The organism is Nocardia jinanensis (assembly GCF_014645735.1).
GTDB lineage: Bacteria > Actinomycetota > Actinomycetes > Mycobacteriales > Mycobacteriaceae > Nocardia > Nocardia jinanensis.
Window position 1 is genome coordinate 351,875 of record NZ_BMMH01000002.1, and the last position, 25,679, is coordinate 377,553.

Below are 25,679 nucleotides of genomic sequence, written 5' to 3' on the forward strand. Positions count from 1 at the left end.
CGGCTAGTATTCCGATAATCGGAATAATGGCCTTCCTCATTCCAGGGTGGCCGACCGGAAAGGACACCACGTGGCGGTCAATCGGTCCGGGCTGCAAACGGTCTCGCGCGCACTCGCGGTACTGCGGTGTTTCCAGGGTGATGCCGAACTGGGTGTCACCGAGATCGCCCGTGCCCAGAACCTGCCCATGAGCACCACCCACCGGCTGCTGCAGGCGCTGCTCGAATCGGAGTTCGTCGAACAGGACGAACAGACGGGCCGGTATCGGCTCGGCGTGGCGCTGGCCGAGTACGGTCAGCTCTCCTATCGGCGCCATCTGGTCTACCTCGCCGAACCCCATATCGAGCAGCTCGCCGCGGAAACCGGCACCGCGGTCTCACTGGCGACCAGACACGGCAGCGATGCCATCAACCTCGTGTTCACCCGGTGGCGCGAAGCCCACGGGCACGACCTTTCGGAAGTGCGGTTTCCACTGCACGCCAGTGCGATCGGCAAGGCGCTACTGGCCTGGTCATCAGTGACGCGGGAGGAACTCGAGGCGCTCCCCTATCATCAGGGCACCGACCGCACACCGTCGGACGCCGATTCGCTCACCGCCGAACTCGAAGCAGCCCGGACCGCCGGGTACACGATCAACGACGAGCAGACCGAATGGGGCTACCGCATCATCGGGGTTCCGGTATTCGACCCGGCCGGTAACGCTCGGTTCGCCCTCGGTATCCGGGGCACCACGCAGCTGATGATCCCCGAACGGATCCCCTTCCTCGCCGACCTGGCACGGGTCACCGCCACCACCATCGCCACCACCCTCTTCCGAGACGCAGCCCGGACGCACTGACCCCGGACCACGAGGTTCGCCGCGGGCCGAGGGGCGCGGTCACCGAGCCGGTGCGGAACCAGGTCGACGCGATCGTGTCGGCTCCCGGCCGGCTATGCGGTCACCGGTGCGGTGTCGTCACGCGTGGGCCGTCCTGCCGCCGTCGACCGACAACCGCGCTCCTGTGAGAAAGGTGTGCTCGGGGGAAGCGAGGGTCAGGGCGAACGCCGCGATCTCCTCGGCGCTCGCCAGCCGGCTCAGGCCCGGGACATTGGATTTCGCCCACTGCTTCATGAACACCTGCCACGCCGAATCGGGTAGCGATTCCATCCCGGCGGCGCGCCGTACCAGTTCGGTATCGGTGGTACCGGGCAGCATCGCGTTGACGCGGATACCGTCGGCGGCATAGTCCAGCGCCGCCGACTGCACGAGCCCGATCAGGGCGTGTTTGCTCGCGGTATAGGCGCCCTTGCCGGCGTCGGTGGCGACGGCATTGCTCGACGACGTCACCACGATCGTCCCGCCCCCCGCGCGGATCATATGCGGTACCTGGTATTTCATCGCCAGGAAGACACCACGCAGATTCGTGTTCACGACGCGATCGAATTCCGCGGCACTGTACTCGTGCAGCTTCTTCTGCACAGTGATTCCGGCGTTGTCGAAGGCGATATCCAATCCGCCGTACCGGCCCACCGCCGCGTCGACGAAACCGCGCACCTCGTCCTCGACGAGAACGTCGGCACGGTAGTAGGTCGCTTCGCCGCCCGCGCGGCGGATCTCGTTCTCGACGGCGCGGCCGCGGTCTTCGCGGCGCCCGCAGAACGCCACCCGGGCGCCTTCCGCCGCGAACTGCCACGCGGCGGCGGCACCGATTCCCGAGGTCGCACCCGTGATCACCACCACCCGATCGGTGAACCGGCGTGCCGTGTTCAGGTGCACGGCCGGTGGTGCCGATCCGGCACCGAGCGCGATTCCCGAGGCGAGTCCGGCGGCGCCTACCGCCAGCCCGGATGCGGTCATCGCGCCGAGCAGTGCGCGCCGGCTCGGCGCCGGACGGTCGGTTTCGGCTGCTGTCTTCTCGTCGGTCATGAGATAACCGTGCCGGGGCCGCGCGCTCGCCGGATCGGTCCGCGGGCCGCTCGTACCGGCCGAACGGACGAGATCGCTCCTACGCACGGAGGAGCCGCGCACCCTGAGCGCAGGGCATCATATCGGCGTGACGGAGAACGGTGTGACACGCGGAATCGACTGGCTGCTCGATCCGCGGCGACTGCCCGTCCGGTTGCTGGTTCTCCTACTGGCGGCGGCGGGATGCCTGCTCTTGCTGACCGACGCGCCGACCACAACCGATTGGGCGATCGCGGTGACGGCCGTCCTGGTCACCGCGGGCTCGGCGCGCTTCCCGCTGGTGACTTCACTGGCCGCGACCGGCGTCCTGATGCTCGGATTCACGGTCGGCGTCACCGGCCCGGTGGTCCCGAAAGTCGCGGCGGCCCTGGCATTGACCGAACTCGCCACCCGGCGCGGGGGCCTGCCCTCGGTACTCGGCGGGTTGGCACTGGCCACCGCTTATCTCTTCCACACCGCGGGCGGTCCGGGGGCGACCGTGTACCGGGCGCTGGTCATGGCCTTGCTACCGGTACTGCTGGGTGCGGTGCTGCGTACGACACGGGAAGGTGCCGCCCGGGCCCGCCGCGACGCGGCCGAACTGGGACGCCGGCGCGAAACGGAGGTGATCGCGGCGCGCGCGACCGAGCGGGCCGCGATCGCGCGGGAACTGCACGATCTGATCGCCCACCACATCTCCTCGACGGTCTTGCGCGTGAGCGTGGCACGGCACGCACTGGTTTCCGCACCACCGGCCGTGCTCGAGGTGCTCGATGACATCCACCGCAGCGGCACGGCGACCCTGCACGATCTGCGCACCCTCGTGACGGTGCTGCGGGACCCCGATGCCGGTGCGGAATCCTTCGTCGACCCGGCCGGACTCCCGCTTGCGATCACCGCGGTGGTGGAGCGGACACGGCTCGTGGTTTCGCGTATCGATCTGGAACTGGACCCGGCCGTCGGCACGGTGGACGCGCTGACCGGGCTCACTCTGTTGCGTCTGACGCAGGAAGGTACGGCCAATGTGGTGAAACACGCAGGCCCGGACACCACTGCCCGGCTCTCGATCGCCGTGGGGCCGGGTCCGGTCGAATTCCGGCTGTCCGACAGCGGCCCACCGGCCGGCGCCGCTCAACCGGTCACACCCGGTACAGGGGTCGGCCTGATCGGATTGCGCGAACGCGTCGGACTGCTCGGCGGCACGCTCGGCGCGGCACCGGCGGGGCCGGGCTGGCTGCTCACCGCGCGCCTGCCGAACAAGGCGGGCGGCACCTCGTGACCATCAGGGTGATGCTGGTGGACGATCAGCACCTCGTCCGGGCGGGGCTGCGGATGCTGTGCGAAACCGCGGCCGACCTGGAGGTTGTGGCCGAGGCGCCGGGTGGCGCGGAGGCGGTACGCCTGGCCGGGCGGACCGAGCCGGATGTGATCCTGATGGATCTGCGGATGCCGGGTATGGACGGGATCCGTGCCACTACAGCGATTCTGGCGGCGCGGCCCGGCACCCGGATCCTCGCCCTCACCACGTTCGACGACGACGATCACCTCTACCCGGCGCTCGCGGCGGGTATGTGCGGTTTTCTGGTCAAAGACGCGTCACCCACCGATCTGCTCGACGGTATCCGGCGCGCCGCGGCCGGTGACCGGCCGTTCTCCCCGGAGGTGCTGCGACGAGTGGTCGATACCGCTGTCGCCGCCCGCGCTCCCCGGCCCGACCGGCGGACTCGCCCACCGGCACCGGAGGTGGAACTGACCGGCCGTGAAGCCGAAGTCCTGCGACTGGTGGCCGAGGGACTGTCCAATACCGAGATCGCCGGGCACCTGCACATCGGGGTGACGACGGTGAAAACCCATATCGCCAATCTCTTGTCCAAAACAGGCGCCGGCAATCGGGTCAAACTCGCCGTGTACGGCCTCGGCCCGGCCGGCGGCCGATCCGAGGACCGGCGCTGACGAGCGCAACCGGCACGCGTATCAGGAAACCGGCCGGGACCCCGGGAGCGGAAGCGAGGAGAGGCCGTGGGCACCCGGGCAGGCCCGGCCCCGGGCCCACCGGCTTCAGCCGACGATCAGTGGCACGATATAGCCCCGGGCGAATTCGGTGAGCCGCTCCTCGGATTCGAGGTTCAGCGTCCCCACGGGCTGCAGGATCAGCGAATGGACCACCCGGCCGGCGATCTCGACCCGGGTCGTGAGATCGGGAATCTCGGGCAACCCCCGCTGCCGTGTGGCTTCGCTCAAAAGGGTGGCGGTTGTGGCGACGGCCGCGGTGAAGAAGGCCCCGCCTTCAGTGGTGACCTGTGGCAGCAACCGGCCGGGCTCGAGGGCCAGCACCCGATTGATCAGCCCGTGAGTCCGCCATCGGGTGATCACCGTGACGAAGATTTCGGCGACGATGGCCTCTACGCTCTCGTGCCGCGAGGGGATGCCCTCGAGTTCGGCGAGCAGTGCGCCCACCTCCCGCGCGCTCACCGCGCGGACGAGATCGTCGCGGGAACCGATTCGCCGATAGATGGTGCCGCGGTCGACGTCCGCCTGCCGGGCAACGTCCCCGATGGTCGTCTTCTTCACCCCGAACAGCTCGAACTGCGTACGGGCCGCGTCGAGGATGCGGGCTTCGATACCGTCGGCGGTGGACCTGTCTTGCGAGGTAGATGGAGGTGCGGACACAGCACCACGCTAGCAGCGATCAGTATTTCTGCAACAATCTCAAAGAATTTGTTGCGACAACATTGCAAGGGAATATGTTGCATTGTACGGTCGACGTATGTCTGACGACAGTGCCACCACGAGCACCTACCGGGAAGAAGCCCACGCGATCCACGCGCGCGACGTGAACTTCGATTTCTCGACGGTCCCCATGCACTACATCCCCGGAGAGGTGCTCGCAACTCATGTGACCAATGTGATGCACCTGGTACTGCCCGAGGGCGAACGCGCGATGGCCGCCTGCCTCGCCGAGGCGCTGCCCGCGATCGACGACGAACGCCTGCGCGAGGAGGTGACCGGGTTCATCGGCCAGGAGTCGATGCATGCCAGCAGCCACGAGGGCGCCCGTAAGCATCTGCAGTCGATCGGCCTCGATGTCGACTCCTACGTCGAGAAGATCGGCTGGCTCGTCGACCGCGTGCTGGGCGAGCACGGACTGGCCGGGCGCGCCGAGGAAGAGTGGCTCAAGGAACGCCTCGGGCTGTTCGCGGGAATGGAACACTTCACCGCCGTGATCGGCGAGTGGCTCCTCGAATCGGAGGTACTCGAGGAGCTCGGCATGCATCCGACCATGCTCGACCTGGTGCGCTGGCACGGGGCCGAGGAGGTCGAACACCGCAGCGTGGTCTTCGACGCCTATATGCACATGGACGGCGGCTACGCGCGGCGGGTACGCACCGGCCTGCTCGCCAGCGGACTGCTGCTGCCACTGTTCGTGGTCTCCACCGCCTACCTGTACCGCAAGGATCCCAGCCCGGCGAAGGGACGGTTCTGGGGCCAGCAGTTCGTCAGCGCGACCGTTCGCGGGGTCATCCCCAGCTTCACCACCTTCTTCACCGAGATGCCGCGCTATCTGCGGCCGAGCTTCCACCCCTCCCAGCTGGGGTCGATGGACAACGCGCTGCGCTATCTGGCGCATTCCCCCGCGGCGCGCTCATGAGCACCGCGCCCCCCGGGCTGCGCGTGCTCGGCCTGGCGGTGGATGCGTACCAGAAGGTTTTCACCAATCCGGCATTGTCGACGCCGAACCCGGTGCGCCGCAGCGGGTTCGACCTCGATGTGCTCGTCGGCGAAGTCACCGCCGTCGCGCAGGATGTCGTCTCGTTACGCCTGGCCCGGCCGGACGGACAGCAGTTGCCGTCATGGCGGCCCGGATCCCATATCGATGTCTTCCTGCCCTCGGGCCGGCAACGTCAATATTCACTGTGCGGTGACCCCGCCGACCGCTACCACTACCGCATCGCGGTACGCCGCATCCCGGACGGTGGCGGCGGATCCGCCGAGATCCACGATCTGCGGCCCGGTGCCGCCCTGCGGATCCGGGGTCCGCGCAACGCGTTCACCTTCGTCGATTCCGCGCCGTCATACCTCTTCCTCGCCGCCGGAATCGGGATCACCCCGATCCTGCCGATGGTCCACGCCGCCGGGAGCCGGGGGCGATTGGTATATCTCGGCCGTTCCCGCGAGACCATGCCCTTCCTCCGTGAACTTCCCGGGGACTCCGAGATTCGTCCCGATGCCGAAACCGGCCCCTCCGATATCCGGGGGCTACTCGCCACCGCCCAGCCCGGCGCGGCGGTGTACGTCTGCGGGCCGCCGCCGGTTCTGGAAGCTGCCCAGCGGTGCATGTTCGGACTGAACCCGACAGGATCGCTGCACACCGAACGCTTCTCGGCGCCACCGGTCCGCGACGGGCACGAATTCGATCTCACTCTCGCCCGGTCCGGACGCCAGGTCCGCGTCGGTGCCACCGAAACAACCCTCGACGCCATCCGCCGAGTCCGGCCCGGTGTCGTCTACTCCTGCCGCCAAGGCTTCTGCGGTACCTGCAAGATCGGCGTCTCGGCGGGTTCGGTCGATCACCGCGACCGGCTGCTGAACGACAGCGAACGCGCCGGCCACATGCTCACCTGTGTCTCCCGGTCGGCCGGCGGCCCGCTGGTACTCGATCTCTGATTGCGAAAGGCCCTCAGCCCCATGAGCGCACGCTATTCCCTCACCCCCTCCGACGATGCTTTCCTCGACACCGCCCCGCACCGCTACACCCATATCGTCGATATCCCGGCACCCGCACAGCAGGTGTGGGACACCTTGGTCGCGGACGACGCGCTGGTGTCGTGGTCGCCGGTGATCACGGCATCGACCTGGACCTCGCCGCGGCCGTTCGGTATCGGCGCCACCCGCGAGGTGACGCTCGGCGGCTTCGTCCGACTGGAGGAGCGTTTCTACCGCTGGGACGAGGGTTCGCGAACAACCTTCACCGTGGACGCCGCCTCGGTCCCCGGGCTGAAACGGTTCGCCGAGGACATCACCCTGCTCCCCCTGGCCACGGGTACCCGGATCATCTGGACCTTCGCGCTCGAGGGCACCGCGGCGCTACGCCCCCTGCTGGCGGTGGCGAGCCCGGTCAACCGGTTCGTCACCAAGACCATCGCCGGCGGCACGAGCCGCCGGGTCCATACCGAGACGGTGGGGACGCGATGAGCGAGGCCACCCCCGAACATCACCGCATCGTCGTCCTCGGCGCCGGTTTCGGCGGAATCGGACTGGCGATCAAACTGCGCGAAGCCGGTTTCGACGACCTGGTCGTGCTCGAACGGGCCGACGATCTCGGCGGCACCTGGCAGGCCAATACCTACCCGGGCTGTGCCTGCGATGTCCCGTCGCAGCTCTACAGCTATTCGTTCGCGCCGAACCCTGATTGGTCACGCACCTATGGCAAACAGCGCGAGATCCTGGAGTACCTGCGCCGGGTCGCCGTCGAACACGATGTGGTGCGCCATATCCGGCTGGGCACCGAACTGACCGAGGCCCGCTGGGACGAGGAACGCCGGGTGTGGCGGATCGAGACCGCACGCGGTTCGATGACCGCCGATTTCTTCATCTCGGCCGCCGGGATCTTCGCCGAGGCCAAATACCCCGACCTCCCCGGCCTCGACGATTTCGAGGGTAAAGCGTTCCATTCGCTGCACTGGGATCACGACCACGATCTGACCGGCGAACGGGTCGCGGTCATCGGGACCGGTGCCTCCGCGGTCCAGTTCGTCCCCGAGATCCAGCCGCGGGTGGCCGCACTGACGGTGTTCCAGCGATCCGCGCCGTGGATCGTGCCGCGGATGGACCGCGCGACGCTCGGCCTCGAGCGCACCCTGCTGCGGCGGTTGCCGCTGGCACAGAAAGCGATCCGCGGTACCTGGTACACCCTGATCGAAGGTTTCGGCCTCGTCGGATTCGTCGACAACCGCTTCCGTCACCCGTACGAGATGCTCGGCCGGCTGCAACTGCGGCGCCAGATACGCGATCCCCGGTTGCGCCGCAAGGCCACCCCCGACTACATCATCGGCTGTAAACGCGCGATCTTCTCCGACGCCTATCTGCCCGCGCTGGATCAGGACAATGTCGAGGTGGTCACCGACGGTATCGCCGAGGTGCGCCCGCATTCGATCCGCACCCGCGCCGGGGTGGAGATAGCGGTCGACACCATCATCTACGGCACCGGATTCACCTCCATCCCGTCCGCCTTCGAACGGATCGTCGGCCGCGACGATCTCTCGATCGCCGACGTGTACCACAAACGGCCGCAGACATATCTGGGCGCGGCGATGGCCGGTTTCCCGAACTTCTTCTGCACCCTCGGCCCGTTCGGTGCCGCCGGCAATCAATCCGCCGTCTACATGCTCGAATCGCAGATCGGCTATATCGTCGACGCCCTGCTGACCATGCGGGAGCGCGGTGCCGCGCGAGTGGAGGTGCGGCAGGCGACCCAGGACGCGTTCGTCGAGGAGATGGCCCGGCGCAGTGCCGATACGGTCTGGCTGACGGGCGGCTGCCAGAGCTACTACACCACGCCCGACGGCGGCAATGCGGGCCTCTACCCGAACTGGAGTTTCGAATACCGGCGGCGCACCAAACAATTCGATGCCGAATCCTATGAGGTGACCCGATGAAGGCCGCGCTCCCCGACCCCCTGGGCTGGCTCTCGCACTCCCCGGCCTACGACGTGAAGGGCAAAACGGTACTGGTCACCGGTGCCGGACAGGGTATCGGGCTCGAGCTCGTCACCATCCTGCGCGGGCGCGGCGCCCAGGTCGTCGTGGTCGATATCGACGAGGCGGCGGCCCGGCGCACCGCACACGAGCTGGGCGCGGGCGCGCACGGTATCGGCGGTGACGTCGCCGACCGCGCTCGGATGGAAGAGGTGATCACCGAGGTCGTCGAGAAGTTCGGCCACCTCGATGTGGTAGTCGCCAATGCCGGGGTCACGCCGGTGCCCGCGACCATCCGGACCATGGATCCGGCCGATTTCGATCGGGTCATGAGTATCAACCTGACCGGGGTGTTCAATACCGTGCATCCGGCGCTGGACCATATCGTGCGGTCCCGGGGTCACGTGGTCCTCGTTTCCTCCTGCGCGGCCTTCGCGCCGGGTATGGGCGGATCGCCGTACATGGTGAGCAAGGCAGCGGTGGAACAGCTGGGCCGGGCGCTGCGGGTGGAGCTGGGCGCCTCCGGCGCCACCGCCGGCATCGCCTATTTCGGCGTCGTGGAGACCTCGATGACCCACGATATGCTCGACGCCGACGATCTGGGCCGCAAGATCAACGATCTGCTGCCGTGGCCGTTGAACGTGCGCATCACCGCCGAACACGCCGCCCGGACCATTGCCGACGGGATCGGGCGCCGGGCCGCGCGAACTATAGCGCCGAGCGGCTGGCAGCCCTACTCGTTGCTGCGCGGGGCGATCAACACCGTGCTCGACCGGCGGCTCGCCGCCGATTCGACCGTGCACGAACTGGTTCGCGCGATCGAGCGGCGCCGATGACCCTACCGGCGCGCGGATCGCTGCGCGCCCGGTCGGTCCGGCAACTGTCCGCGCTCACCGCGCGGCGTCTGGCGGAGTTCGCACCGGTGAACGCCTACACGCTGCCCGCCGCGCGGGCTCTCATCGACCGGGCGATGCGCGCGGCAGCGCCGACACTGCGCGGGACCTCGGTCGACCAGGTCCGCAGCCCGGCGATCACCGGTGAATGGGTGCGCGGTCCCCGATCCGTCCGCACCGATGCGGTGATCCTCTACGTCCACGGCGGCGGATTCGTCGCGGGATCGGCCGCCGGTTATCGCGGTGTGGCCTCACGCCTGTCCACAGCCTGCCGGCTCCCGGTGTTCACTCTCGACTACCGGCTCGCGCCCGAATACCCGTATCCCGCGGCGCCCCGAGATGTCGCCGCCGCCTTCCGGTGGCTGGTGACACAGGGCCACCATCCCGATCGCATTGTGGTCGCGGGCGATTCGGCCGGCGGCTTCCTCACCGCCGATTTCGCCATCACCAACGCGCGCGACGGTTTCCCGGCACCGGCGGGCATCGTGTTGTTCTCGCCGATGACGGATCTGACGCTGGCGCTCGCCGCCGGATTCGAGGGCGCGGCGGCCGAGGGGCTGCTGTCGGCGGGGCTGTCGAGCCGCGCGGTCGCGCATTTCACCCCGGCCCCCTATGAACTGCTGCCCGTGCGGGGAAGGCCGCTGCCCCCGGCGCTGATCCACACCAGCGATACCGAATTCTTCGGCGGCGACGGAGTCGCCCTCGCCGAACGCTGGGCCGCCGCTGGTGCCGCGTGTGAACTGCGGGTGTGGCGTGACCAGATGCACGCCTTCCAGGTGCTGCCGGCCCTCGTGCCCGAATCACGCCTCGCCTACCGGGCCGCGGCCCGATTCGTCTCCTCGGTCCTCGACACCGCCGCCGCCGCGGTCTGATCCGGAAAGGCTCATCGTGAGCCCCGCTCGCTTCGATACACTCCCCGCCGCGTTCCAGCACATCGCCACCGTCGACCCTGTTGCGATCGCACTGCGCACCCCAGGTGACGCGCAAACCCTGACCTGGTCCGACTACTCCGCGCAGGTCCGTGCGTTCGCCGCGGGCCTGCACGAACTGGGTGTGCGCCACGGCGACACCGTCGCGTTGATGATGGGCAACCGGATAGAGTTCTACCCGCTCGAGGTAGCCGCCCAGCATCTCGGCGCGACCTCGTTCTCGGTCTACAACACCCTCCCTCCCGACCAGCTGAATCATGTTCTCGGCAATGCCGGGGCCCGGGTGGTGATCTGCGAACCGCAATATGTCCCACGGGTCCGGGCCTGCGGCATCGCACTCGACCACATCGTCTGTCTCGACGCCGCCCTGGACGGAACCCTCTCGGTGGCCGAAGTGGTCGCCGCGGCCCGCACCGATTTCGATTTCGACGGCGCCTGGCGCGCGGTGCGCGGCGACGATGTGGCGACCCTGATCTACACCTCCGGAACCACCGGAAACCCCAAGGGCGTGGAGACCACGCACGCCAACCTGCTGTTCCAGGTCTACGGGATCGCCGAGGTGCTGGGCATCGAGTTCGGCGACACCATCACCTCGTTCATGCCCAGCGCCCATATCGCCGACCGGCTCACCGCCCTGTACGTCCAGGAAGTGCTCGGTATCCAGGTGACCTGCGTATCCGACCCCACACTGATCGCACCGGCACTGGCGGATCTGCGACCGACGCTCTGGGGCGCGGTGCCGCGGGTCTGGGAGAAGTTGCGCGCCGGCATCGAATACAAGGCCGCCGCGGAAACCGATGACGAGCGGCGCGCGGGACTGCGCTGGGCCCTGTCGGTGGCAATCGCACGGGGGGAACACGAGCTGGCCGGAACCCCGCTCCCCGACGAGCTCGCCGCGGAATGGCAGCGGGCCGACGAACTGGTCCTCCGGGGCCTGCGCGCGGCAGTGGGATTCGACCGGATGCGCTGGGCGTTGTCGGGTGCCGCCCCCATCCCGCCGGCGACCCTGGGGTTCTTCGCCGGTATCGGTGTCCCGATCACCGAGATCTGGGGTATGTCGGAGCTGTCGTGCATCTGCAGCGTCAGCCCGCCGCACGAGGTCCGGCTGGGCACTGTCGGAAAGTTGCTGCCGGGTATGGAATACCGGAACGCACCCGACGGTGAATTACTCGTACGCGGCCCGCTGGTGATGAAGAGTTATCGCGGTCAACCGGAGAAGACCGAGGAGGCCATCGACACCGACGGCTGGTTGCACACCGGCGATATCGTAACTGTCGACGGCGACGGCTATCTCAGGGTCGTCGACCGGAAGAAAGAGATCATCATCAATGCCTCCGGCAAGAACATGTCACCGACGCATATCGAGAACACCATCAAGGCCGCGACCCCGCTGATCGGAGCCATGTCGGTGATCGGCGACGGCCATCCCTACAACACCGCGCTGATAGTGCTCGACGCCGAAACGGCGGGCCCCTACGCGAAACAGTACGGACTGGCCGACGATTCGGCCGCCGCCCTGGCCGCCGAACCGTCGGTGATCACCGCGATCCGGGCCGGAGTAGCAGCGGGCAATACGCAGTTGTCCCGGGTGGAACAGATCAAACGCTTCCTTGTCCTGCCGGTCTTCTGGGAAGCGGGCGGCGACGAAGTCACCCTCACCATGAAACTCAAGCGCAAAGTGGTCGGCGAGAAGTACGCGTCCCGGATCACCGACCTCTACCGGGAGCCCCCGGCCGCCGACGTCCACGAACCCGCCGGCGAAGTCCGCCCCGTCCCCGCCACCTGATACCGAACCCGCGGCGCCGGCCCGGCTCAGACCTCGAGTTCCTCCTCGATGCCCCGCAACCGGTGCCGGGCCAGCGCCAGGTTCGCCCGGGCGCGATCGAGCGCCAGATACAGGAACAGGCCCCTCGATTTGCGCCCGGTCATGGGTCGGATGAGATGGTACTGACTGCTCAGCGAGATGAGGATATCCTCGATATCCTCCTGCAGGCCCAGCTGTTCGATGGTCCGCAGCTTCGCTCGCACCACCTCGGTGTTACCGGCGGCCGCCACGTTCAGGTCCAACGCCTTCGAACTGCCGAGCATCCCCAGTGCCATACCGCTGTTGTAGTCGACGACGGCCGCCCCGAGGGCGCCGTCGATCGACATCATGTCCTTGAGTGCCAAATCCATATCGGACACAGTCGTTCCTCTCGATAATTCCTGTTTACTGAGTTCGTCCGTTGCTTCCGGGCGTCGCCGCGGCAGCGAGATGTTCGGCGATCCGGCGGGCCACCGGGCGGGACTCCAGGTGCAGTCGGCCGATGTTCACCTCGGGGGCCGCGAGCACGGTCAGCGATGCCCAGCCGGCCGCGTAGATCACCACATGCCCTCCGCTGCCGTCCACCACGACCTCTTGGAAGCCGCCACCGTGCGCGGTCTGGGCGAGCCGGTCCGACAGCGACAGTTGCGCCGCCGACAGCGCGGCCATTCCGGTCGGTTCGATATGCGTAGGTAGGTCGTGGGTGACCAGCAGGCCGTCGCTGGACGCCACCAGCGCCCCGGTCAACCGGGGCACGCGTTCCCGCAGCGCCCGAAGTTCCGCCGTCACCACGGCATTCGGTTCGGGTACGGATATCGGCACCTTGGTAAGCCTTCCCATCAATTCACCGAGCAGATTCTTGCGCGCCGTCACTCGAGGTCCTCCAGGGCCGCTCGAAGGCGGGTGAGCAGTTCGGCATCCACCGGTTCCCACTCGTCCCCCTCGGGAACCGGTGTGGCATGCCGGGTCCGGCGCCGCAAAGGGGGCTCCGCCTCCCGGATCGGCACGGCGTCCGCCGGATCGACCCCGGACACCGGTGCGCCCAACGGCGGTTCGATCAGCCCGGCCACGGTCAGGTCCCGTACCGCCTCCAGGCAGCCGTAGGCCGTACGGCCCAGTTCACGGGCGATTCCGGTGACACTGCGGCGATTGTCCGCCGCGGCCAGTATCTCGGCCTGGCCGCCGGTGAGCACCACCCGGCGCCGTCGGACGCGACGCACCGGGACCACCGCGGCCCGGTCGACCAGTTCCGCGGGCCACGGTCCCGAGCCCGGGTCGCCGCGGCGCGCGCACTCCCGGACCAGCGCCCGCGGGCGGATATGGCAGACGGCCGACAGCCAGTGCGCCGGCGCCGGCCGGAACTCCGCGACCACCGGCGTGGCCAGCAGGAAATAAGCCGCGTCGAAAACCGAGAGGAGCGCCAGGGTTTCCAGGAGCGGCCGCTCCAGCATGGGGCCCGGATCGCCGGTTCCCGCCCGCTGCCAGTCCTCGGCACTGGCCACACCGGCCTCGACCACCAAGCGATCCAGCCCGGTGGTGCGTGAACAGGCAGCCGACGCGATCGTGCCGCCGGCGAGATGGAACTCCCCATCGCCTACGTGCAGGACGCCGGTCCGTCCTTCGTCTTCCAGTCGCTGCAGTTCGTCCGCGAGCTCAACGCGCATGACCGTCCTCGGCCAGATCCGCGAGGATATCGCGCAATCGGAACCGGGCCATCGCGAGATTGCCGGAGTCCTCGTCGAACAGGACGTGGACGAACAGACGTCCACCGAAATCGCCGTCCACCAGGTTGAGCAGGTGATATCCCCCGGTACCGCACACGATGATCTCGTTCACGTCGTCACCGGCGTCACCTGCGGCCAGTGCCGGGCAACCGAGGACCGCGCGCACCACATCGGTGGTGGTTGCCGCGTCCTCGTGTTGATCGACGAGATCGTGCCGCCCCGCCGCGGCCACCGCCAGACCACTCGCCCCGTCCACCAATGTCACGCTGCGCGCACCGGGGATGTCCATGATCCGCTCCAGACATCCGTCGATTCCGCTCACTGCACCCCTGCCCTGTTCATGCGTGTTTCAGATTCGTGGAAACACTACACACAGGAGGCGTTCGCCGCCGACTGAACGCATGACCCAATTGAGTACCCGGGTCCGCGCAGCCGAAAACGGGATACAGGTTGAGCACGAGATATACGGTATGGCAATAGAGTTCGGAGTCAATGCCTCGATCCGGCGGTGACCGGAGTGTTTTCTCAATCCTGCGCACGCAACTCGAAACCACCTGGTTCGTTCGCCGATGGGTAACTATGTTCGGTACATGACCGACCTGCCTTCCGGACGCGGACGAGCGTTGCTCGCCGCGGTCGTCACCGTCGTGCTGTGGGCGTCGGCGTTCGTGTTCATCCGCACTGCCGGAGCCGATTTCTCGCCGGGGGCACTGGCGCTGGGCCGCTTGTTCTCGGCATCGGTGGTACTGGTGACGATCCTGCTGGTGACCGGAACCGGCCTCCCGCCACGATCCGCCTTCCGTGGCATCCTGGTCTCCGGAGTGCTGTGGTTCGGGATCTACATGGTGGCACTGAACTGGGCCGAACAGCATATCGACGCCGGCACCGCGGCGCTGGTGATCAACACCGGACCGGTCATGATCGCCCTGCTCGGTGGACTCTTTCTCGGCGAAGGCTTCCCGAAACAACTGATGGCCGGGATCGCGGTGGCATTCGCCGGAGCGGTCGTGGTGGGGCTGGCCGGCTCCGCGGGCGCCGCCACCGTCCTCGGCGTTCTGCTGTGCGTGGTGGCGGCGGTTGCGTGGGCGGTGGCGGTGCTGGCGCAGAAGCCCGCGCTGGCACAAGGTTCGGCGCTACAGGTGACCACCGGAGGCTGCGTCGTGGGCACGATCGCCTGTCTGCCGTTCACGGGTCAGCTGATCGGTGAGGCCATGGCGGCGCCGCTACCGGCGACACTGAGCCTGGTCTATCTCGGAGTGTTCCCGACCGCCGTCGCCTTCACCACCTGGGCTTACGCACTGGCCCGCATGACCGCCGGACAGGTCGGCGCCACCACCTATGCGGTGCCGTCGCTCGTGATCGTGATGTCCTGGCTCGTCATCGGCGAGGTACCGGGCCCGCTGACGCTGACCGGCGGGGCGCTGTGTCTGACGGGCGTCGCGATCACCCGGTGGCGACCGCGCTTCCGAAAGAGTGCATCACCGGCGCCCGGCCGCGACCTCAGCGCGGATTCGGCGTGAGGGCCCGGTGAGGCCGGACGGGCATTTTCGGCGCGGCAACCGGCACGAGCCCGGCGCACTTCTCGCCATCACCTACGGAATCGCCTTCGCCGCCCGGCGCACCACTCGCACCCCGCCGCCGATCCACCAGCGCCTGCGTACGGTGAACAGTGCAGTGTCCGCTCCGACAGCGAGGAGAACCGCCATGCTCGCCGCATTCTCGATCACACCCATCGGCGCGGGTGAAAGCGTCGGTGACCAGGTCGCCGCAGCGGTCCGGGTGATCCGGGACAGCGGACTCCCGCACCGCACCGCCGCGAGTTTCACCGAAATCGAAGGCGACTGGGACGAAGTCATGGGGGTGATCAAGGCCGCGACCGATGCGGTACTGGCCGTCTCCGATCGCTGCAGCATCGTCATCAAGGCCGATATCCGGCCCGGGCGCACGAACACGCTGAACACCAAGGTCGAGTCGATCGAACGCCGTCTGGGCGAACAGCCGTCCGGGCCGTGATTTCGCGGAGCCTACCTGTTCCGGTGCGATCCCGGCATCGCACCGCGCCTCCGGTATCCGATCACGCCGAATACCGGTTTGCGGACGGACCACTCACCGAAGCGATAGTCCGCACCGCGGACCAGCCGGTCGGCCAGATCGGGGCGCATCACAGCCAGGTAGCGCCGCGCCTTCTCCGCGTGCAGCGGCTTGGAAACGATCTTGATCCGATCGGCGTCTCCGATCAGCGCGGCGCACCGGCCGCGAACAGAATCCGTGAGGTCCGCACGAGATCCGGAGCGTACCGGACTCGTGCCCCTACGAGCGACCCATGAGAAGTATGGGCGCGACGACCCTCATCCGGCAGCCGGGGCCGGCGTATCACCACTGACCTCGACGGCCCGGTCGCTCGCGAGGCGAACAGTCGTGGCGCGCAGGAACAGCTGCACCAGCGGACCCATCACCACCGCGATCAGTACCGTCCCGAAGCCGACCGTCCCGCCCAGTATCCACCCGATCGTCAGGACGACCACCTCGATACCGGTGCGTACCATCCAGATCGGTTTCCCGGTGACGCGTACCGCACCGGTCATCAGACCGTCGCGCGGGCCCGGCCCGAATCGAGCGCCGAGGTACACGGCGTCGAACCAGGTGAGCATGACCAGACCCACGACGTAGAAGAGCACCCGCTGGGGCAGCGCTGTCGGCGTGGGGAGCAGAACCGCTGCCAGATCCGCGGCCGCGCCGACCAGTACGACGTTCAGGACGGTCCCCAGCCCGGGAAGTTCGCGCAGCGGGATCCAGAACAGCAGAACGACGACCGCGATGATGTTGGTGGCCCAGCCGAACGTCAGACCGGAACGCAGCGATACTCCTTCGGCCAGAATGTTCCAGCTCGAGGCGCCCAGCGACGATTCGACCAGCAGCGTGATCGATACGCCGTACCCGACCAGTCCGAGCAGTAGCTGCGTCAGACGCCGGACCTTCTTCTCCGCCCGCAACTGTTCGACGGCGTTCATGCGGCGTGCGATGAACTGGCCACCGTTATCGGCTCGGCGCGTGGCGGTCATCGTTCTCCCTCGCTGCGATCCGGTACACCCGCGACCGCGGCGGTACCCGAGCACCTGATCTTGCTCGGGTACCGCCGCGAGCGAAATAGCCGGATAGGAGGTACCGGACTGCCCGGACCCGGCGGTGGTGGACGGGCAGCAGATCGTCAGGATCCGTGGGCGCCGTATTCGCGTACGGCGCAGAGGTATTCGGTGACGGCGTCCCGGTTGCGCTCCAGGCAGCGGATCCGCTCGTTCATCCGGTCGCGTTCACCTTCGAGCGTCGCCAGCATCTCGGGCGTGGCGTCGGGGAAGTAGATGGTGCGGGGCTTGTCCAGGCACGGCAGGATCTGTTTGATGATCCGGGTCGGCAATCCGGCGTCGAGTAGACCCCGGATCTGCAGGACGCGGTCGACGAAACGTTCGTCGTAGCTGCGGTAACCGTTCGCGCACCGCTGGGCGGCGATCAGCCCCTGTTCCTCGTAGTAGCGCAGCAGCCGACGCGAGGCGCCGGTGCGCTGTGACAGTTCGCCGATTCTCATTCCACCGACCTCACGACCGCGACTTGACCTTCACACCAGTGTGAAGCTTCGACGATAGCCGAATGGACAACGAACTGTTCGAATACAGCGCCATCGTCGACCGCGAACCGATCCGGTGGCCGGACGGCGCCCGCGTGGCGTTCTATGTGGGTCTCAATATCGAGCACTACCGGGTAGACCGGCCGTCGACGAGTATTTTCGCCGGTACGGCGGGACAGGTCCCGGATCCGCTCAACTACGGCTGGCGTGACTACGGGCCGCGGGTGGGATTCTGGCGGATACTGGAATCGCTGGATCGGCACGGTATCCGCGCCAGCGCTCTGCTCAATTCCGATGTGGTCGAACGGTACCCGCGCATCATCGAGGCGGGCCGGCAGCGCGACTGGGCCTGGCTGGCCCACGGCCGGAACAATTCCGTCCTGCAGGCCGAGATCCCCGCCGCGGACGAGCGTGCCTATCTCGAAGAGGTGCTCGGCACCATCGAGCGGGGCACCGGAAAGCGCCCGCGCGGCTGGATGGGCCCCGCGCTCTCCGAGAGTTTCCGCACCCCGCAGCTGCTGCGCGAACTCGGCGTCGACTACGTCCTGGACTGGACCAACGACGACCAGCCGTACCCACTGCGCGTACCCGGCCTTTTCAGCGTCCCGTACTCGGTGGAATTGAACGACAACACCCTGTTCCTCGGCACCGGGCTCACCGGTCCGGAATTCGTCCGGATCGTGCGCGACCAGCTCGACCGGTTGTGGGCGGAATCCGAGGCCGGCGGCCGCGTGCTGGCCCTGGCGCTGCATCCCTTCGTCACCGGGCAGGCGTTCCGGGCGCGGTATCTCGACGAGGCGCTGGCCCATATCGTCGAACATCCCGGAGTATGGGTCACCACCAGCGACGAGATCGCGGCGCACTACGCGGCCACCCGGACCGGCGACGGAGTCAGAAGTAGGTCCCGCTGAACGGGTGCGCGTCCACTTCGAACAAGGCGTCCGCGGCCGCCGCGGCACCGGGCCGATGCTCGGTGGCGCGGCCCGCGAGCGCCAGATCCCGCCAGCGGGTGCCACCGAGATAAGCAGCCGCCAGCGCGGCGACGTCGGTGCTGAGATCGGCGGATTCGTCCACCGCGGTCACGGCGCCGTCCCCGATCCGGTAGCTGCCGGTATTGGTGGTCAGGATCGGGTCGGTGACCGCGACGACCACCGGCGGGCCCGGCCGGTAGGCGCGCCGGGTCAGCGCGGCGGGCACATCGATCAGCCGTAACCAGGTCTCGTCCCGGATATCGGTGACCCGGAGCGCGCGTTCGTCGGTCAGCAGATGACGCAGCGGGGCGTCGGGCGCGGCGGCGTTCAGTACGACCGCGTCGACGATATCGGCGCCGAGCAGATGGCGGACCAGGCCGATGTACGCGGCCGGGGTCGTCGCGATCAGATCCTCCACCACCACGGTGCGCCGTGGACCACGTGTCCATTCGGCGCCTTCGGCGCGGTAGCGGACGAACCCGTCCTCCGCGCCCGGTTCCCCGTGCACGGCGACATGACCGTGCCCCCGCATCAGTTCCTGGAGCCGCCACCAGTACGGGGGACGATCGATCGCCCCGGTCCACGCCACCTCCGCGGTGGCGTAGATCTTGGCGGGTACCTCCCAGGCGTCGCCGGGGGCGAGCAACCGGACCGGACCGGCCGCGGGCACGGTATCGCGAAGGCGAGCCCGGTGCACATCGATCTCGCACCGGGCCGACGAACCGGCGACCCCGTATCCGAACCGCTCGTATATCCCGCCCTGGGTGGCGCGCAACGAGGCCACGACCTCCCCGCGCGCGGCGATCTCGCCGAGTTGCCGCCGCAGCAGCGCGGTCGCGATCCCCTGCCGCGCATGCGTGGACAGGACTCCGACATGGGTGACCGCGGCGTGCGGGAGACGGTCGCCGCCCGGTGCCACCAGCCAGCTGGTGTAGGAGTTGACCGTCCCCACCAGCGCGCCCTTCACGCGGGCACCGAGGGTACGACCCGGTTCGTTCAGCGAGTCCCCGGCTTCCGCCGACAGCGGCGGGATCCCGACCATGGCGGTGCGGAACACCTGCTGCGCGGTGCGCAGATCCGCCGTATCGGTCAGTATGTCGATATCGATGGGCATCTCGGGTCACTCCGGTGGTGGGTCGGGCTGGATGCGGATCCGCGGCGGGGCACGACCACCCCGCACGACGCCGCCGCTGTCGGAAACACTGTCATATCGGGCGAGGCGCTAGATCGTGCACGGTGCCGCTCCCGGCGCCGCTCCCGCGACCAGGCCCGGACGGGTCTCCGGTACCGGATCCCACCGTCCATCCGAGCAGGCGTAGCTCCACTGCGGGCCACCCGCGACCAGGGATCGCACGGCGTCGAGGAGCCTGTCGATATCGGCGGCGGTGGTGCCGAGGCCGATACTGGCACGCAGCGCGGCATCGATTCCGAACCGGGCCAGCAGCGGGTGGGCACAGAAGCGGCCGTCACGCACCCCGATCGCGTGTTCCGCGGACAGATACGCCGCTACCCGTCCCGCCTCGAAACCGTCGACGGTGAAGGCCACGATCCCCACACAGTCCGGGCTGTCGGCCCAGATCCGCAGGCACCGGACACCGGCGATACCCTCGAGTCCGCTGCGCAACCGGTCGGTGAGCGCGCGTTCCTGCGCATCGGCGGAGGTGCCGAATTCGGCGAGTACGTCGCAGGCCGCGGCCAGCGCCGCGGCGCCCAGTACGTTCGGCGACCCGGCCTCGTGCCGATGGGGAGCCGCCGCCCATACCGCGGTTTCCGCGGTGACCTCGGCGACCGCGCCACCGCCGGCCAGGTACGGCGGTGCGGCGTCGAGCCAGTCCCGCCGCCCGGCCAGCACACCGGCACCGAAGGGTGCGTAGAGCTTGTGGCCGGAGAAGACCACGTAATCGATGCCCGTGGCGCACAGATCGATACGCCGGTGCGGCGCCAGTTGCGCCGCGTCCACCACGATCCGCGCACCGTGGCGATGCGCGAGCGCGGTCAGTTCCGCCAGCGGCAGCACCTCACCGGTGACATTGGACGCGCCCGTCACCGCGAGCAGGGCGGCGGGCTTCGCACGCAGCTCCGCGGCGACCCGGTCGATCGTCGCGGCCAGGGTGTCCGCCGCGGACACCACCCGGCGCCCGCGCCGGGACCAGGGCAGGAAATTCGCGTGATGCTCGATATCGAGCACCACGGTCTCGCCCGGCACACAACCGGCCAGTAGGTTCAGCGCGTCGGTGGTGTTACGGGTGAACACCACCTCCTGGTCGGCGGCACAGTGCAGGAAACCGCGCACGGTTTCCCGGGCCACCTCGTAGCACCGGGTGGAGATCCGCGACGCGTAGCCGGCGCCACGGTGCACGCTCGCGTAATACGGCAGCAGCCCGGCGACCCGGTCGGCCACCTGCGCGAGCGCCGGGGCGCTGGCCGCGTAATCGAAATTCGCGTAGTCGCGAGTACCACCCTGCACCAGCGGAACTCGCAGATCGTCGCCGGATACCCGGGCGAGGGCGCAGGTCGGGTCGAGTACAGCGGTCATCAGGTAATCCCTTCGGGGAGGGACTCCGGATCTCGAGGTGAACGGAGTCCGCGCTTGCCGCGCTCGGTCGAGCGGCGGCCGGGTCGTCACCCGGGGCACCCCACCGCGGAGGAGGGTTGCCGGCCAGCAAACCGGGGTTTCACGCTGGCACTCATGACCTGGTGCGAGATTGTCAGAGGACTCCCGCCTTGTCAACTCGAACCCACGTTGTCCACGCTTCCCGGCCGCCCGGACGCGAAGTCGGCCGCGACCGGGACCGGAATCGGCCGGGAGGCGCGCAGCTGGTCACGGGAGGTCGGCGCGCCCGGTGCGTAGTCGGTGTGGAACACCTTGCGGCGCTGCAACTCCGGGACCACTTGGTCGACGAACAGTTCGAGACCGTGCGGCAGGATCGGCGGCTGGATACTGAAGCCGTCCACTGCGCCCCTGTCGTACCAGTCGATGATCGAATCGGCGATTTGCTCGGGCGTGCCGATCACCACCTGATGTCCACGACTTGTCCCGAACTGCTTCCGCAGTTTCCGGAGGGTGTTCTGACCGCTGCCGATGAGCCGGCGCAGGGATTCGTAGCGGCCCTGCTGTCCTTGGAATCCCCGTGCCGGGAGCTCCGGCAGGATCTCGTCGTAGTCGTAACCGCTCAGGTCCAGCCCGGTGAAGTTCGCGATCTGGTGCGCGACCTGGGCGGGCAGCACGAGTTCTTCCAGTTCGTCGTAGAGCCGGCGTGCCTCGGTTCCGGTGGATCCGACGAACGGCCAGAGCCCGGGTAGTACGCGGATGTCCTCCGGCGGGCGTCCGGCATCGCGGGCCGCAGCCCGCAGTGCGTCGCGGAAGGACTTCGCCTCCTCGAATGTCTGCTGGACCGTGAACACGACCTCGGCGTAGCGCCCGGCGAAGACGATACCGGCCGGTGATCGGCCCGCCTGGACGATCACCGGCCTGCCCTGCGGCGACCGGGGGAGGTCGAGCGGCCCGCCGAAGGTGAAGCGGCCGCTCCGGCCCGGCTCGGGGTCGAACGAGCTCAGCGTGTCCTGCGGTACCAGTTGCACCTGCTCGCGGCGGGCCCGGCGTTCCCGTTCCGGCACCGAGCTCCACGGCAGGCCGTCGAGCCGGATCTCACCCGAGGTGGGCGTGACGAGTCCGAGGATCGCCGTCACCGTCGTGGTCTTCCCGGAACCGGATTTCACCGACGATACCGAGTGTTTCACCACGCCGGACGGTGAAACCCACCTCGTCCACCGCGGTGACCACCGCACGGCCCCGGCCGGGATGGGTGGCCGGGACCCGGTGGTCGCGGACCCGGCCGTACCCGTGCGCGGATCGCGAATCGGTTTCGCGGCCCGCGCACGGGGCGAGTGAGCGGACGACCGGATGGCCCGGCGCGAGATCGCTCAGGATCCGTAGAACGGCTCACCTTCGACCGATTCGGACAGACGGCCGTCCACACCTTGCGGTACATCGCCTTCGATGGTCACCCGGTAGAGCACGCGATCGTGCCCGAGGTGCCCGGCGTCCGAGATGGCCAGGTGCGCGGTCGCCCGGTTGTCCCAGAACGCCACACTGCCCGGCTGCCAGCGGAACCGGACGGTGTATTCGGTACGCGTCGCCTCTTCCCACAGGGCATCGAGCAGATACGAGCTCAGGCGCGGGCCGAGGTTGCGGATGTTCTTGGCCCGGCGGGTGAAACCGGGGCTCACGAACAGTGCCCGCTCCCCCGTTTCCGGATGCACCCGGACCACCGGGTGGAAGGTGCGCAGCGGGTTGCTCTCGATCGCCTCGGCCCGGTTGCTGCGCCGCACCGAGCGATTGTCGAAGGTGTGTTCGGCATCGAGGTTGTCCACGAAATCACGCAGTTCGGCGGGCAGGTTCTCATAGACCGCCACCAGGTTGGTCCACGCGGTGTCCCCGCCGTAGGGGGGCAGGATATCGGCCCGCAGGATCGAGAAGGCCGGGGGATTCACCAGGGCGGTGACATCGGTGTGCCAGCTGCTGTCGTAGGAGGTGCGTTTACGCCCGTGCTGCACGTCGTAGCGGCGACTGTCGATCGGCAGGATCTCGGGGAAACCCTCCGGCGGATTGTCCTCGTAGGGATGAGCCGGGGTCACTTTGCCGAATCGGCGCGCGAAGGCGATCTGCTCCGCGTGCCCGATCGCCTGGTCCCGGAAGAACACCACCTTCCACTTCAGCAGGGCCTGCCGGATCTCGGTGATCACCTCGTCGGACAAGTCCTGGGCCAGGTCGACACCCGCGATCTCGGCGCCCGTGTAACCCGACTGCGGGAGCACGGTGATCGTCCGCGCCACGGAAATAGGTTCTGTCGCTGCAATTGTCATCGGAAACCACCACCTGATTCACCCGGAGAAGATGTCGGGGCAAGGCTATGTCCGGTCCGGTGAGTTACCTGCCCATTGGGATCGGCAAGATTTTCTGCACCCTGTGTCGAGTTCGGCTTTGAACTCGCCCGCCGGCCGAGAATTTCGAATCATCGTGATCCGGTCCGTAGCCCGGAAAGGGATTCCGGCGCATCGTTCTCTCTGTATGACCGCCCCCGGCCGACCCGGTGCACACGCCTTCCCGAATGATTCCGGCCCGAACGGAGATCCCATGCCCTCTTGTGGACTGTTCCTCGATGTCGGTGTGAACAGTAGGGGCTATCACGGGAATTCATGGCTCGCACCGGACGCCGACTGGGACCGTTTCATCTCGTTCGAGCACTATCTGGAAGTAGCGGAGCTGGCGCATTCCGGCGGCTTCGCCGCAGTGTTCCTGTCCGACCATCCCGCACTGCGACGAGCCGCCGACAACAGGCCGCTGCATTCGCTGGATCCGATCGTGCTGTTCACCGCACTGGCGGCGCGGGTGCCCGATATCGGTTTCGTGATCACCGCCTCGAGCTCCTACAACTCCCCCTACAACCTCGCCCGCCGCCTGGCCGGCCTGGACCATATTTCCGGCGGGCGGGTGATCTGGAATGTGGTGTCGAGTTTCAGTCCCGATATTGCCGCCGATTTCGGCGCCGCCCCGCTGCGGCACTGCGGCGCCACGAACAACTCAACGGCCACCCGGACGAGGACGCGCTGCTGCGCGCGTTCGCCGACCGGCACGGTCTGCCGTTCGATCCCGATACCGTGCTGATCCCCGAACTGTTCGTCTCCGACCCCGATCAACAGGGCCCCAGCGGTTTCACCCGTTCCCTGCGGGATCTGGTCGCCACCGAACCGCTCACACTCCGGCAGCTGGCCCGCCGGGTGGAGGGCGGGCACGCCTGGTCCTGGGCACGCCCGCTGCGGTGGCCGAGCAGATCCTGGACTGGTGGCGTGACGGCGTCGTCGACGGATACACGATCCAGCCCCCGACCCTGCCGCACGATCTGCGCACTTTCGTCCGTGAGGTGATCCCGTTGCTGCGCGCGGCCGCAGCGTTATCCGCGGGCTACCCGGAATCCACTGTCCGGCAGCGATTCGCGCTGCCCGAGCCGCTACCGGTCGGCTGACCGAACACCAGCAACCGAACAGGAGCCGCCCCGATGGCCGAATATCTCTGGTACATCCCGAATCAGGTGACCCCCGGGCATCGCGGCGATGCCGTCACCGCCGAGCACAACAGTCTGGAAACACTGACCGCTCAGGCGCGGGCGCTCGAAGACAACGGCTGGCAGGGCGCGTTGATCGGCACCGGCTGGGGGCGGCCGGACACCTTCACCGTCGCCACCGCGCTGGCGGCCCGGACCACCACCTTCGAACCACTCGTGGCGATCCGGCCCGGCTACTGGCGACCCGCCCATTTCGCCTCCGCCGCGGCGAGTCTGGACCATCTGACCGGTGGCCGGCTGCGGATCAATATCGTCTCCGGCAAGGACGATCTCGCGGCCTACGGCGAGGCCGAGGAGGACCAGGCCGACCGGTACACCCGCACCCGTGAATTCATCCAGCTGGTCCGCCGGCTGTGGACCGAGGAGAACGTCACCTATCGCGGTGAGCACTATCAGGTGACCGGATCCACCGTCACGCCCCGGATCGAGGTACGCGAGGGCCGGCCGCATCCGTTGCTCTACTTCGGCGGCGCGTCGGAAGCCGCCGAGCGGGTCGCCGCGACCGAAGCCGATGTGCAGCTGTTCTGGGGCGAGCCGCTGGCAGGGGTGCGTGAGCGTATAGAACGGTTGCGCGCGTTGAGCGACAACCTCGGCCGTACGCTGCCGCCACTGGAATTCGGCCTGCGTATCACCACATTCGTGCGCGACACCACCGACCAGGCATGGGCCGACGCCGCGGCGAAAGTCGCCGAGATGGCGAAGAAGCACGACCCGGGCGTACGCCGCCGGGCGGCGGTCGGGCAGCAGCGGTTACTCGATCTCGCCGCCCGCGGCGAGGTGCTCGACGACAACCTCTACACCACCCCGGGCACCGTCGGGGGCGGCGGCGCGGGCACCACCTGGCTGGTCGGTTCCGCCGAGGATGTGGCGAAATCGCTGCGCCGGTACCAGGATCTCGGCATCACCCATTTCGTCCTGTCCGATACCCCCTACCTGCCCGAGATCCGGCGGCAGGGGGCTGCGCTGCTGCCGCTGCTCCGCGACTGAGCCGA

General features: G+C 68.2%; 29 protein-coding genes and 1 riboswitch. Of the genes, 17 read left to right on the forward strand and 12 right to left on the reverse strand.

Going from position 1 to position 25,679, the window contains the following annotated elements; all coding sequences use genetic code 11:
* Positions 1 to 70: 70 nt before the first annotated feature.
* A complete protein-coding gene (locus tag IEY68_RS06085) occupies positions 71 to 838 on the forward strand; it encodes an IclR family transcriptional regulator (RefSeq protein ID WP_062997240.1) in 768 nt (255 codons plus the stop codon).
* A 117-nt stretch (positions 839 to 955) separates the two neighbouring features.
* Here IEY68_RS06085 and IEY68_RS06090 read toward each other — a convergent pair whose 3' ends face one another.
* Positions 956 to 1,906, reverse strand: coding sequence for an SDR family NAD(P)-dependent oxidoreductase (locus tag IEY68_RS06090; protein WP_062997022.1), 951 nt, complete (start codon positions 1,904 to 1,906; stop codon positions 956 to 958).
* 127 nt (positions 1,907 to 2,033) lie between these two features.
* On the opposite strand from IEY68_RS06090, the gene IEY68_RS06095 reads away from it, so the two are divergent.
* The gene (locus IEY68_RS06095) at positions 2,034 to 3,203 is read left to right on the forward strand and encodes a sensor histidine kinase (RefSeq protein ID WP_229718640.1); all 1,170 of its coding nucleotides are present in this window, start codon (positions 2,034 to 2,036) and stop codon (positions 3,201 to 3,203) included.
* A gap of 11 nt (positions 3,204 to 3,214) precedes the next feature.
* A complete protein-coding gene (locus IEY68_RS06100) occupies positions 3,215 to 3,877 on the forward strand; it encodes a response regulator (RefSeq protein ID WP_062997238.1) in 663 nt (220 codons plus the stop codon).
* A 105-nt stretch (positions 3,878 to 3,982) separates the two neighbouring features.
* Here IEY68_RS06100 and IEY68_RS06105 read toward each other — a convergent pair whose 3' ends face one another.
* Positions 3,983 to 4,594 (reverse strand): TetR/AcrR family transcriptional regulator, encoded by a 612-nt coding sequence (locus IEY68_RS06105; protein WP_062997018.1) that lies wholly within the window; start codon positions 4,592 to 4,594, stop codon positions 3,983 to 3,985.
* A gap of 97 nt (positions 4,595 to 4,691) precedes the next feature.
* Here IEY68_RS06105 and IEY68_RS06110 point away from each other — a divergent pair, with 97 nt between their 5' ends.
* The 7 genes from IEY68_RS06110 to fadD11 are packed head-to-tail and all read left to right on the forward strand — an operon-like array spanning position 4,692 to position 12,227.
* The gene (locus IEY68_RS06110; RefSeq protein WP_062997016.1) at positions 4,692 to 5,573 is read left to right on the forward strand and encodes a metal-dependent hydrolase; all 882 of its coding nucleotides are present in this window, start codon (positions 4,692 to 4,694) and stop codon (positions 5,571 to 5,573) included.
* The gene (locus IEY68_RS06115) at positions 5,570 to 6,589 is read left to right on the forward strand and encodes a PDR/VanB family oxidoreductase (RefSeq protein WP_062997014.1); all 1,020 of its coding nucleotides are present in this window, start codon (positions 5,570 to 5,572) and stop codon (positions 6,587 to 6,589) included. Before IEY68_RS06110 ends, IEY68_RS06115 begins: the two co-directional genes overlap by 4 nt.
* A 21-nt stretch (positions 6,590 to 6,610) precedes the next feature.
* Complete coding sequence (locus IEY68_RS06120) at positions 6,611 to 7,117, forward strand: SRPBCC family protein (protein WP_062997012.1); 507 nt, start codon at positions 6,611 to 6,613, stop codon at positions 7,115 to 7,117.
* Positions 7,114 to 8,580 carry a flavin-containing monooxygenase gene (locus IEY68_RS06125; RefSeq protein WP_062997010.1) on the forward strand — a complete coding sequence of 489 codons (1,467 nt, stop codon included), beginning with the start codon at positions 7,114 to 7,116 and terminating at the stop codon, positions 8,578 to 8,580. Before IEY68_RS06120 ends, IEY68_RS06125 begins: the two co-directional genes overlap by 4 nt.
* On the forward strand, positions 8,577 to 9,455 hold the full coding sequence (locus IEY68_RS06130; RefSeq protein ID WP_189094080.1) for a short-chain dehydrogenase/reductase: 879 nt from the start codon (positions 8,577 to 8,579) through the stop codon (positions 9,453 to 9,455). The genes IEY68_RS06125 and IEY68_RS06130 overlap by 4 nt, the downstream gene beginning before the upstream one ends.
* Positions 9,452 to 10,384 carry an alpha/beta hydrolase gene (locus IEY68_RS06135; protein WP_062997008.1) on the forward strand — a complete coding sequence of 311 codons (933 nt, stop codon included), beginning with the start codon at positions 9,452 to 9,454 and terminating at the stop codon, positions 10,382 to 10,384. Before IEY68_RS06130 ends, IEY68_RS06135 begins: the two co-directional genes overlap by 4 nt.
* A gap of 16 nt (positions 10,385 to 10,400) precedes the next feature.
* Positions 10,401 to 12,227: a fatty acid--CoA ligase FadD11 gene (gene fadD11 / locus IEY68_RS06140; protein ID WP_062997006.1), complete on the forward strand. Its 1,827-nt coding sequence runs from the start codon at positions 10,401 to 10,403 to the stop codon at positions 12,225 to 12,227.
* A gap of 26 nt (positions 12,228 to 12,253) precedes the next feature.
* Here fadD11 and IEY68_RS06145 read toward each other — a convergent pair whose 3' ends face one another.
* From IEY68_RS06145 to IEY68_RS06160, 4 genes are read right to left on the reverse strand one after another with little or no spacing between them, the layout of a single operon-like run.
* On the reverse strand, positions 12,254 to 12,625 hold the full coding sequence (locus IEY68_RS06145; protein WP_062997004.1) for a hypothetical protein: 372 nt from the start codon (positions 12,623 to 12,625) through the stop codon (positions 12,254 to 12,256).
* A gap of 25 nt (positions 12,626 to 12,650) precedes the next feature.
* Positions 12,651 to 13,118 carry a roadblock/LC7 domain-containing protein gene (locus tag IEY68_RS06150; RefSeq protein ID WP_229718641.1) on the reverse strand — a complete coding sequence of 156 codons (468 nt, stop codon included), beginning with the start codon at positions 13,116 to 13,118 and terminating at the stop codon, positions 12,651 to 12,653.
* Positions 13,115 to 13,909, reverse strand: a complete 795-nt coding sequence (locus tag IEY68_RS06155; RefSeq protein ID WP_062997002.1) for a hypothetical protein — start codon at positions 13,907 to 13,909, stop codon at positions 13,115 to 13,117. Before IEY68_RS06155 ends, IEY68_RS06150 begins: the two co-directional genes overlap by 4 nt.
* Complete coding sequence (locus IEY68_RS06160) at positions 13,899 to 14,291, reverse strand: hypothetical protein (RefSeq protein ID WP_062997000.1); 393 nt, start codon at positions 14,289 to 14,291, stop codon at positions 13,899 to 13,901. Before IEY68_RS06160 ends, IEY68_RS06155 begins: the two co-directional genes overlap by 11 nt.
* Positions 14,292 to 14,559: 268 nt before the next feature.
* Between IEY68_RS06160 and IEY68_RS06165 the strand changes: the two genes are divergently transcribed.
* Positions 14,560 to 15,489: a DMT family transporter gene (locus IEY68_RS06165; RefSeq protein WP_062997232.1), complete on the forward strand. Its 930-nt coding sequence runs from the start codon at positions 14,560 to 14,562 to the stop codon at positions 15,487 to 15,489.
* A 184-nt stretch (positions 15,490 to 15,673) separates the two neighbouring features.
* Positions 15,674 to 15,982 (forward strand): MTH1187 family thiamine-binding protein, encoded by a 309-nt coding sequence (locus tag IEY68_RS06170; protein WP_062996998.1) that lies wholly within the window; start codon positions 15,674 to 15,676, stop codon positions 15,980 to 15,982.
* A gap of 335 nt (positions 15,983 to 16,317) precedes the next feature.
* On the opposite strand, the gene yczE is transcribed toward IEY68_RS06170, so the two are convergent.
* Both yczE and IEY68_RS06180 read right to left on the reverse strand, forming a co-directional pair.
* Positions 16,318 to 17,031, reverse strand: a complete 714-nt coding sequence (yczE, locus tag IEY68_RS06175; RefSeq protein WP_063916224.1) for a membrane protein YczE — start codon at positions 17,029 to 17,031, stop codon at positions 16,318 to 16,320.
* A gap of 146 nt (positions 17,032 to 17,177) precedes the next feature.
* Positions 17,178 to 17,552: a MerR family transcriptional regulator gene (locus tag IEY68_RS06180; RefSeq protein ID WP_062996996.1), complete on the reverse strand. Its 375-nt coding sequence runs from the start codon at positions 17,550 to 17,552 to the stop codon at positions 17,178 to 17,180.
* Positions 17,553 to 17,614: 62 nt separating this feature from the next.
* On the opposite strand from IEY68_RS06180, the gene IEY68_RS06185 reads away from it, so the two are divergent.
* On the forward strand, positions 17,615 to 18,502 hold the full coding sequence (locus tag IEY68_RS06185) for a polysaccharide deacetylase family protein (protein ID WP_062996994.1): 888 nt from the start codon (positions 17,615 to 17,617) through the stop codon (positions 18,500 to 18,502).
* Here the strand turns inward: IEY68_RS06185 and IEY68_RS06190 are convergent.
* The 3 genes from IEY68_RS06190 to IEY68_RS06200 all read right to left on the reverse strand — a co-directional run bounded on the left by IEY68_RS06190 (position 18,483) and on the right by IEY68_RS06200 (position 22,252).
* A complete protein-coding gene (locus IEY68_RS06190) occupies positions 18,483 to 19,676 on the reverse strand; it encodes a GNAT family N-acetyltransferase (RefSeq protein ID WP_062996992.1) in 1,194 nt (397 codons plus the stop codon). The genes IEY68_RS06185 and IEY68_RS06190 overlap by 20 nt on opposite strands.
* Positions 19,677 to 19,784: 108 nt before the next feature.
* On the reverse strand, positions 19,785 to 21,098 hold the full coding sequence (locus IEY68_RS06195) for an aminotransferase class V-fold PLP-dependent enzyme (RefSeq protein ID WP_062996990.1): 1,314 nt from the start codon (positions 21,096 to 21,098) through the stop codon (positions 19,785 to 19,787).
* Positions 21,099 to 21,143: 45 nt separating this feature from the next.
* Positions 21,144 to 21,257, reverse strand: a riboswitch (SAM riboswitch).
* 32 nt (positions 21,258 to 21,289) lie between these two features.
* Entirely contained in the window at positions 21,290 to 22,252 is a 963-nt protein-coding gene (locus IEY68_RS06200; protein WP_062996988.1) for an LLM class flavin-dependent oxidoreductase, read from the reverse strand.
* Here IEY68_RS06200 and IEY68_RS06205 point away from each other — a divergent pair.
* Positions 22,227 to 22,454, forward strand: a complete 228-nt coding sequence (locus IEY68_RS06205; RefSeq protein ID WP_189094081.1) for a hypothetical protein — start codon at positions 22,227 to 22,229, stop codon at positions 22,452 to 22,454. The genes IEY68_RS06200 and IEY68_RS06205 overlap by 26 nt on opposite strands.
* Before the next feature lie 32 nt (positions 22,455 to 22,486).
* Here the strand turns inward: IEY68_RS06205 and IEY68_RS06210 are convergent, their stop codons facing one another.
* Positions 22,487 to 23,428, reverse strand: a complete 942-nt coding sequence (locus tag IEY68_RS06210; RefSeq protein WP_062996984.1) for a TauD/TfdA dioxygenase family protein — start codon at positions 23,426 to 23,428, stop codon at positions 22,487 to 22,489.
* Positions 23,429 to 23,699: 271 nt separating this feature from the next.
* Here IEY68_RS06210 and IEY68_RS06215 point away from each other — a divergent pair, with 271 nt between their 5' ends.
* From IEY68_RS06215 to IEY68_RS06225, 3 genes are all read left to right on the forward strand, one after another.
* Complete coding sequence (locus tag IEY68_RS06215; RefSeq protein WP_189094082.1) at positions 23,700 to 24,230, forward strand: LLM class flavin-dependent oxidoreductase; 531 nt, start codon at positions 23,700 to 23,702, stop codon at positions 24,228 to 24,230.
* 154 nt (positions 24,231 to 24,384) lie between these two features.
* Complete coding sequence (locus tag IEY68_RS06220) at positions 24,385 to 24,588, forward strand: hypothetical protein (protein WP_062996979.1); 204 nt, start codon at positions 24,385 to 24,387, stop codon at positions 24,586 to 24,588.
* Positions 24,589 to 24,621: 33 nt separating this feature from the next.
* On the forward strand, positions 24,622 to 25,674 hold the full coding sequence (locus IEY68_RS06225) for an LLM class flavin-dependent oxidoreductase (RefSeq protein WP_062996977.1): 1,053 nt from the start codon (positions 24,622 to 24,624) through the stop codon (positions 25,672 to 25,674).
* Positions 25,675 to 25,679 lie beyond the last annotated feature (5 nt).

What these genes read in the sequence shown, in the direction of transcription:
- IEY68_RS06180 (WP_062996996.1), bottom strand. Translation starts at nt 17,552, where the DNA reads ATGAGAATCGGCGAACTGTCACAGCGCACCGGCGCCTCGCGTCGGCTG.
- IEY68_RS06165 (WP_062997232.1), top strand. Translation starts at nt 14,560, where the DNA reads ATGACCGACCTGCCTTCCGGACGCGGACGAGCGTTGCTCGCCGCGGTC.
- IEY68_RS06195 (WP_062996990.1), bottom strand. Translation starts at nt 21,098, where the DNA reads ATGACCGCTGTACTCGACCCGACCTGCGCCCTCGCCCGGGTATCCGGC.
- yczE (WP_063916224.1), bottom strand. Translation starts at nt 17,031, where the DNA reads ATGACCGCCACGCGCCGAGCCGATAACGGTGGCCAGTTCATCGCACGC.
- IEY68_RS06090 (WP_062997022.1), bottom strand. Translation starts at nt 1,906, where the DNA reads ATGACCGACGAGAAGACAGCAGCCGAAACCGACCGTCCGGCGCCGAGC.
- IEY68_RS06110 (WP_062997016.1), top strand. Translation starts at nt 4,692, where the DNA reads ATGTCTGACGACAGTGCCACCACGAGCACCTACCGGGAAGAAGCCCAC.
- IEY68_RS06185 (WP_062996994.1), top strand. Translation starts at nt 17,615, where the DNA reads ATGGACAACGAACTGTTCGAATACAGCGCCATCGTCGACCGCGAACCG.
- IEY68_RS06125 (WP_062997010.1), top strand. Translation starts at nt 7,114, where the DNA reads ATGAGCGAGGCCACCCCCGAACATCACCGCATCGTCGTCCTCGGCGCC.
- IEY68_RS06130 (WP_189094080.1), top strand. Translation starts at nt 8,577, where the DNA reads ATGAAGGCCGCGCTCCCCGACCCCCTGGGCTGGCTCTCGCACTCCCCG.
- IEY68_RS06170 (WP_062996998.1), top strand. Translation starts at nt 15,674, where the DNA reads ATGCTCGCCGCATTCTCGATCACACCCATCGGCGCGGGTGAAAGCGTC.
- IEY68_RS06120 (WP_062997012.1), top strand. Translation starts at nt 6,611, where the DNA reads ATGAGCGCACGCTATTCCCTCACCCCCTCCGACGATGCTTTCCTCGAC.
- IEY68_RS06100 (WP_062997238.1), top strand. Translation starts at nt 3,215, where the DNA reads ATGCTGGTGGACGATCAGCACCTCGTCCGGGCGGGGCTGCGGATGCTG.
- IEY68_RS06215 (WP_189094082.1), top strand. Translation starts at nt 23,700, where the DNA reads ATGCCCTCTTGTGGACTGTTCCTCGATGTCGGTGTGAACAGTAGGGGC.
- IEY68_RS06135 (WP_062997008.1), top strand. Translation starts at nt 9,452, where the DNA reads ATGACCCTACCGGCGCGCGGATCGCTGCGCGCCCGGTCGGTCCGGCAA.
- IEY68_RS06155 (WP_062997002.1), bottom strand. Translation starts at nt 13,909, where the DNA reads ATGCGCGTTGAGCTCGCGGACGAACTGCAGCGACTGGAAGACGAAGGA.
- IEY68_RS06115 (WP_062997014.1), top strand. Translation starts at nt 5,570, where the DNA reads ATGAGCACCGCGCCCCCCGGGCTGCGCGTGCTCGGCCTGGCGGTGGAT.
- IEY68_RS06225 (WP_062996977.1), top strand. Translation starts at nt 24,622, where the DNA reads ATGGCCGAATATCTCTGGTACATCCCGAATCAGGTGACCCCCGGGCAT.
- IEY68_RS06210 (WP_062996984.1), bottom strand. Translation starts at nt 23,428, where the DNA reads ATGACAATTGCAGCGACAGAACCTATTTCCGTGGCGCGGACGATCACC.
- IEY68_RS06190 (WP_062996992.1), bottom strand. Translation starts at nt 19,676, where the DNA reads ATGCCCATCGATATCGACATACTGACCGATACGGCGGATCTGCGCACC.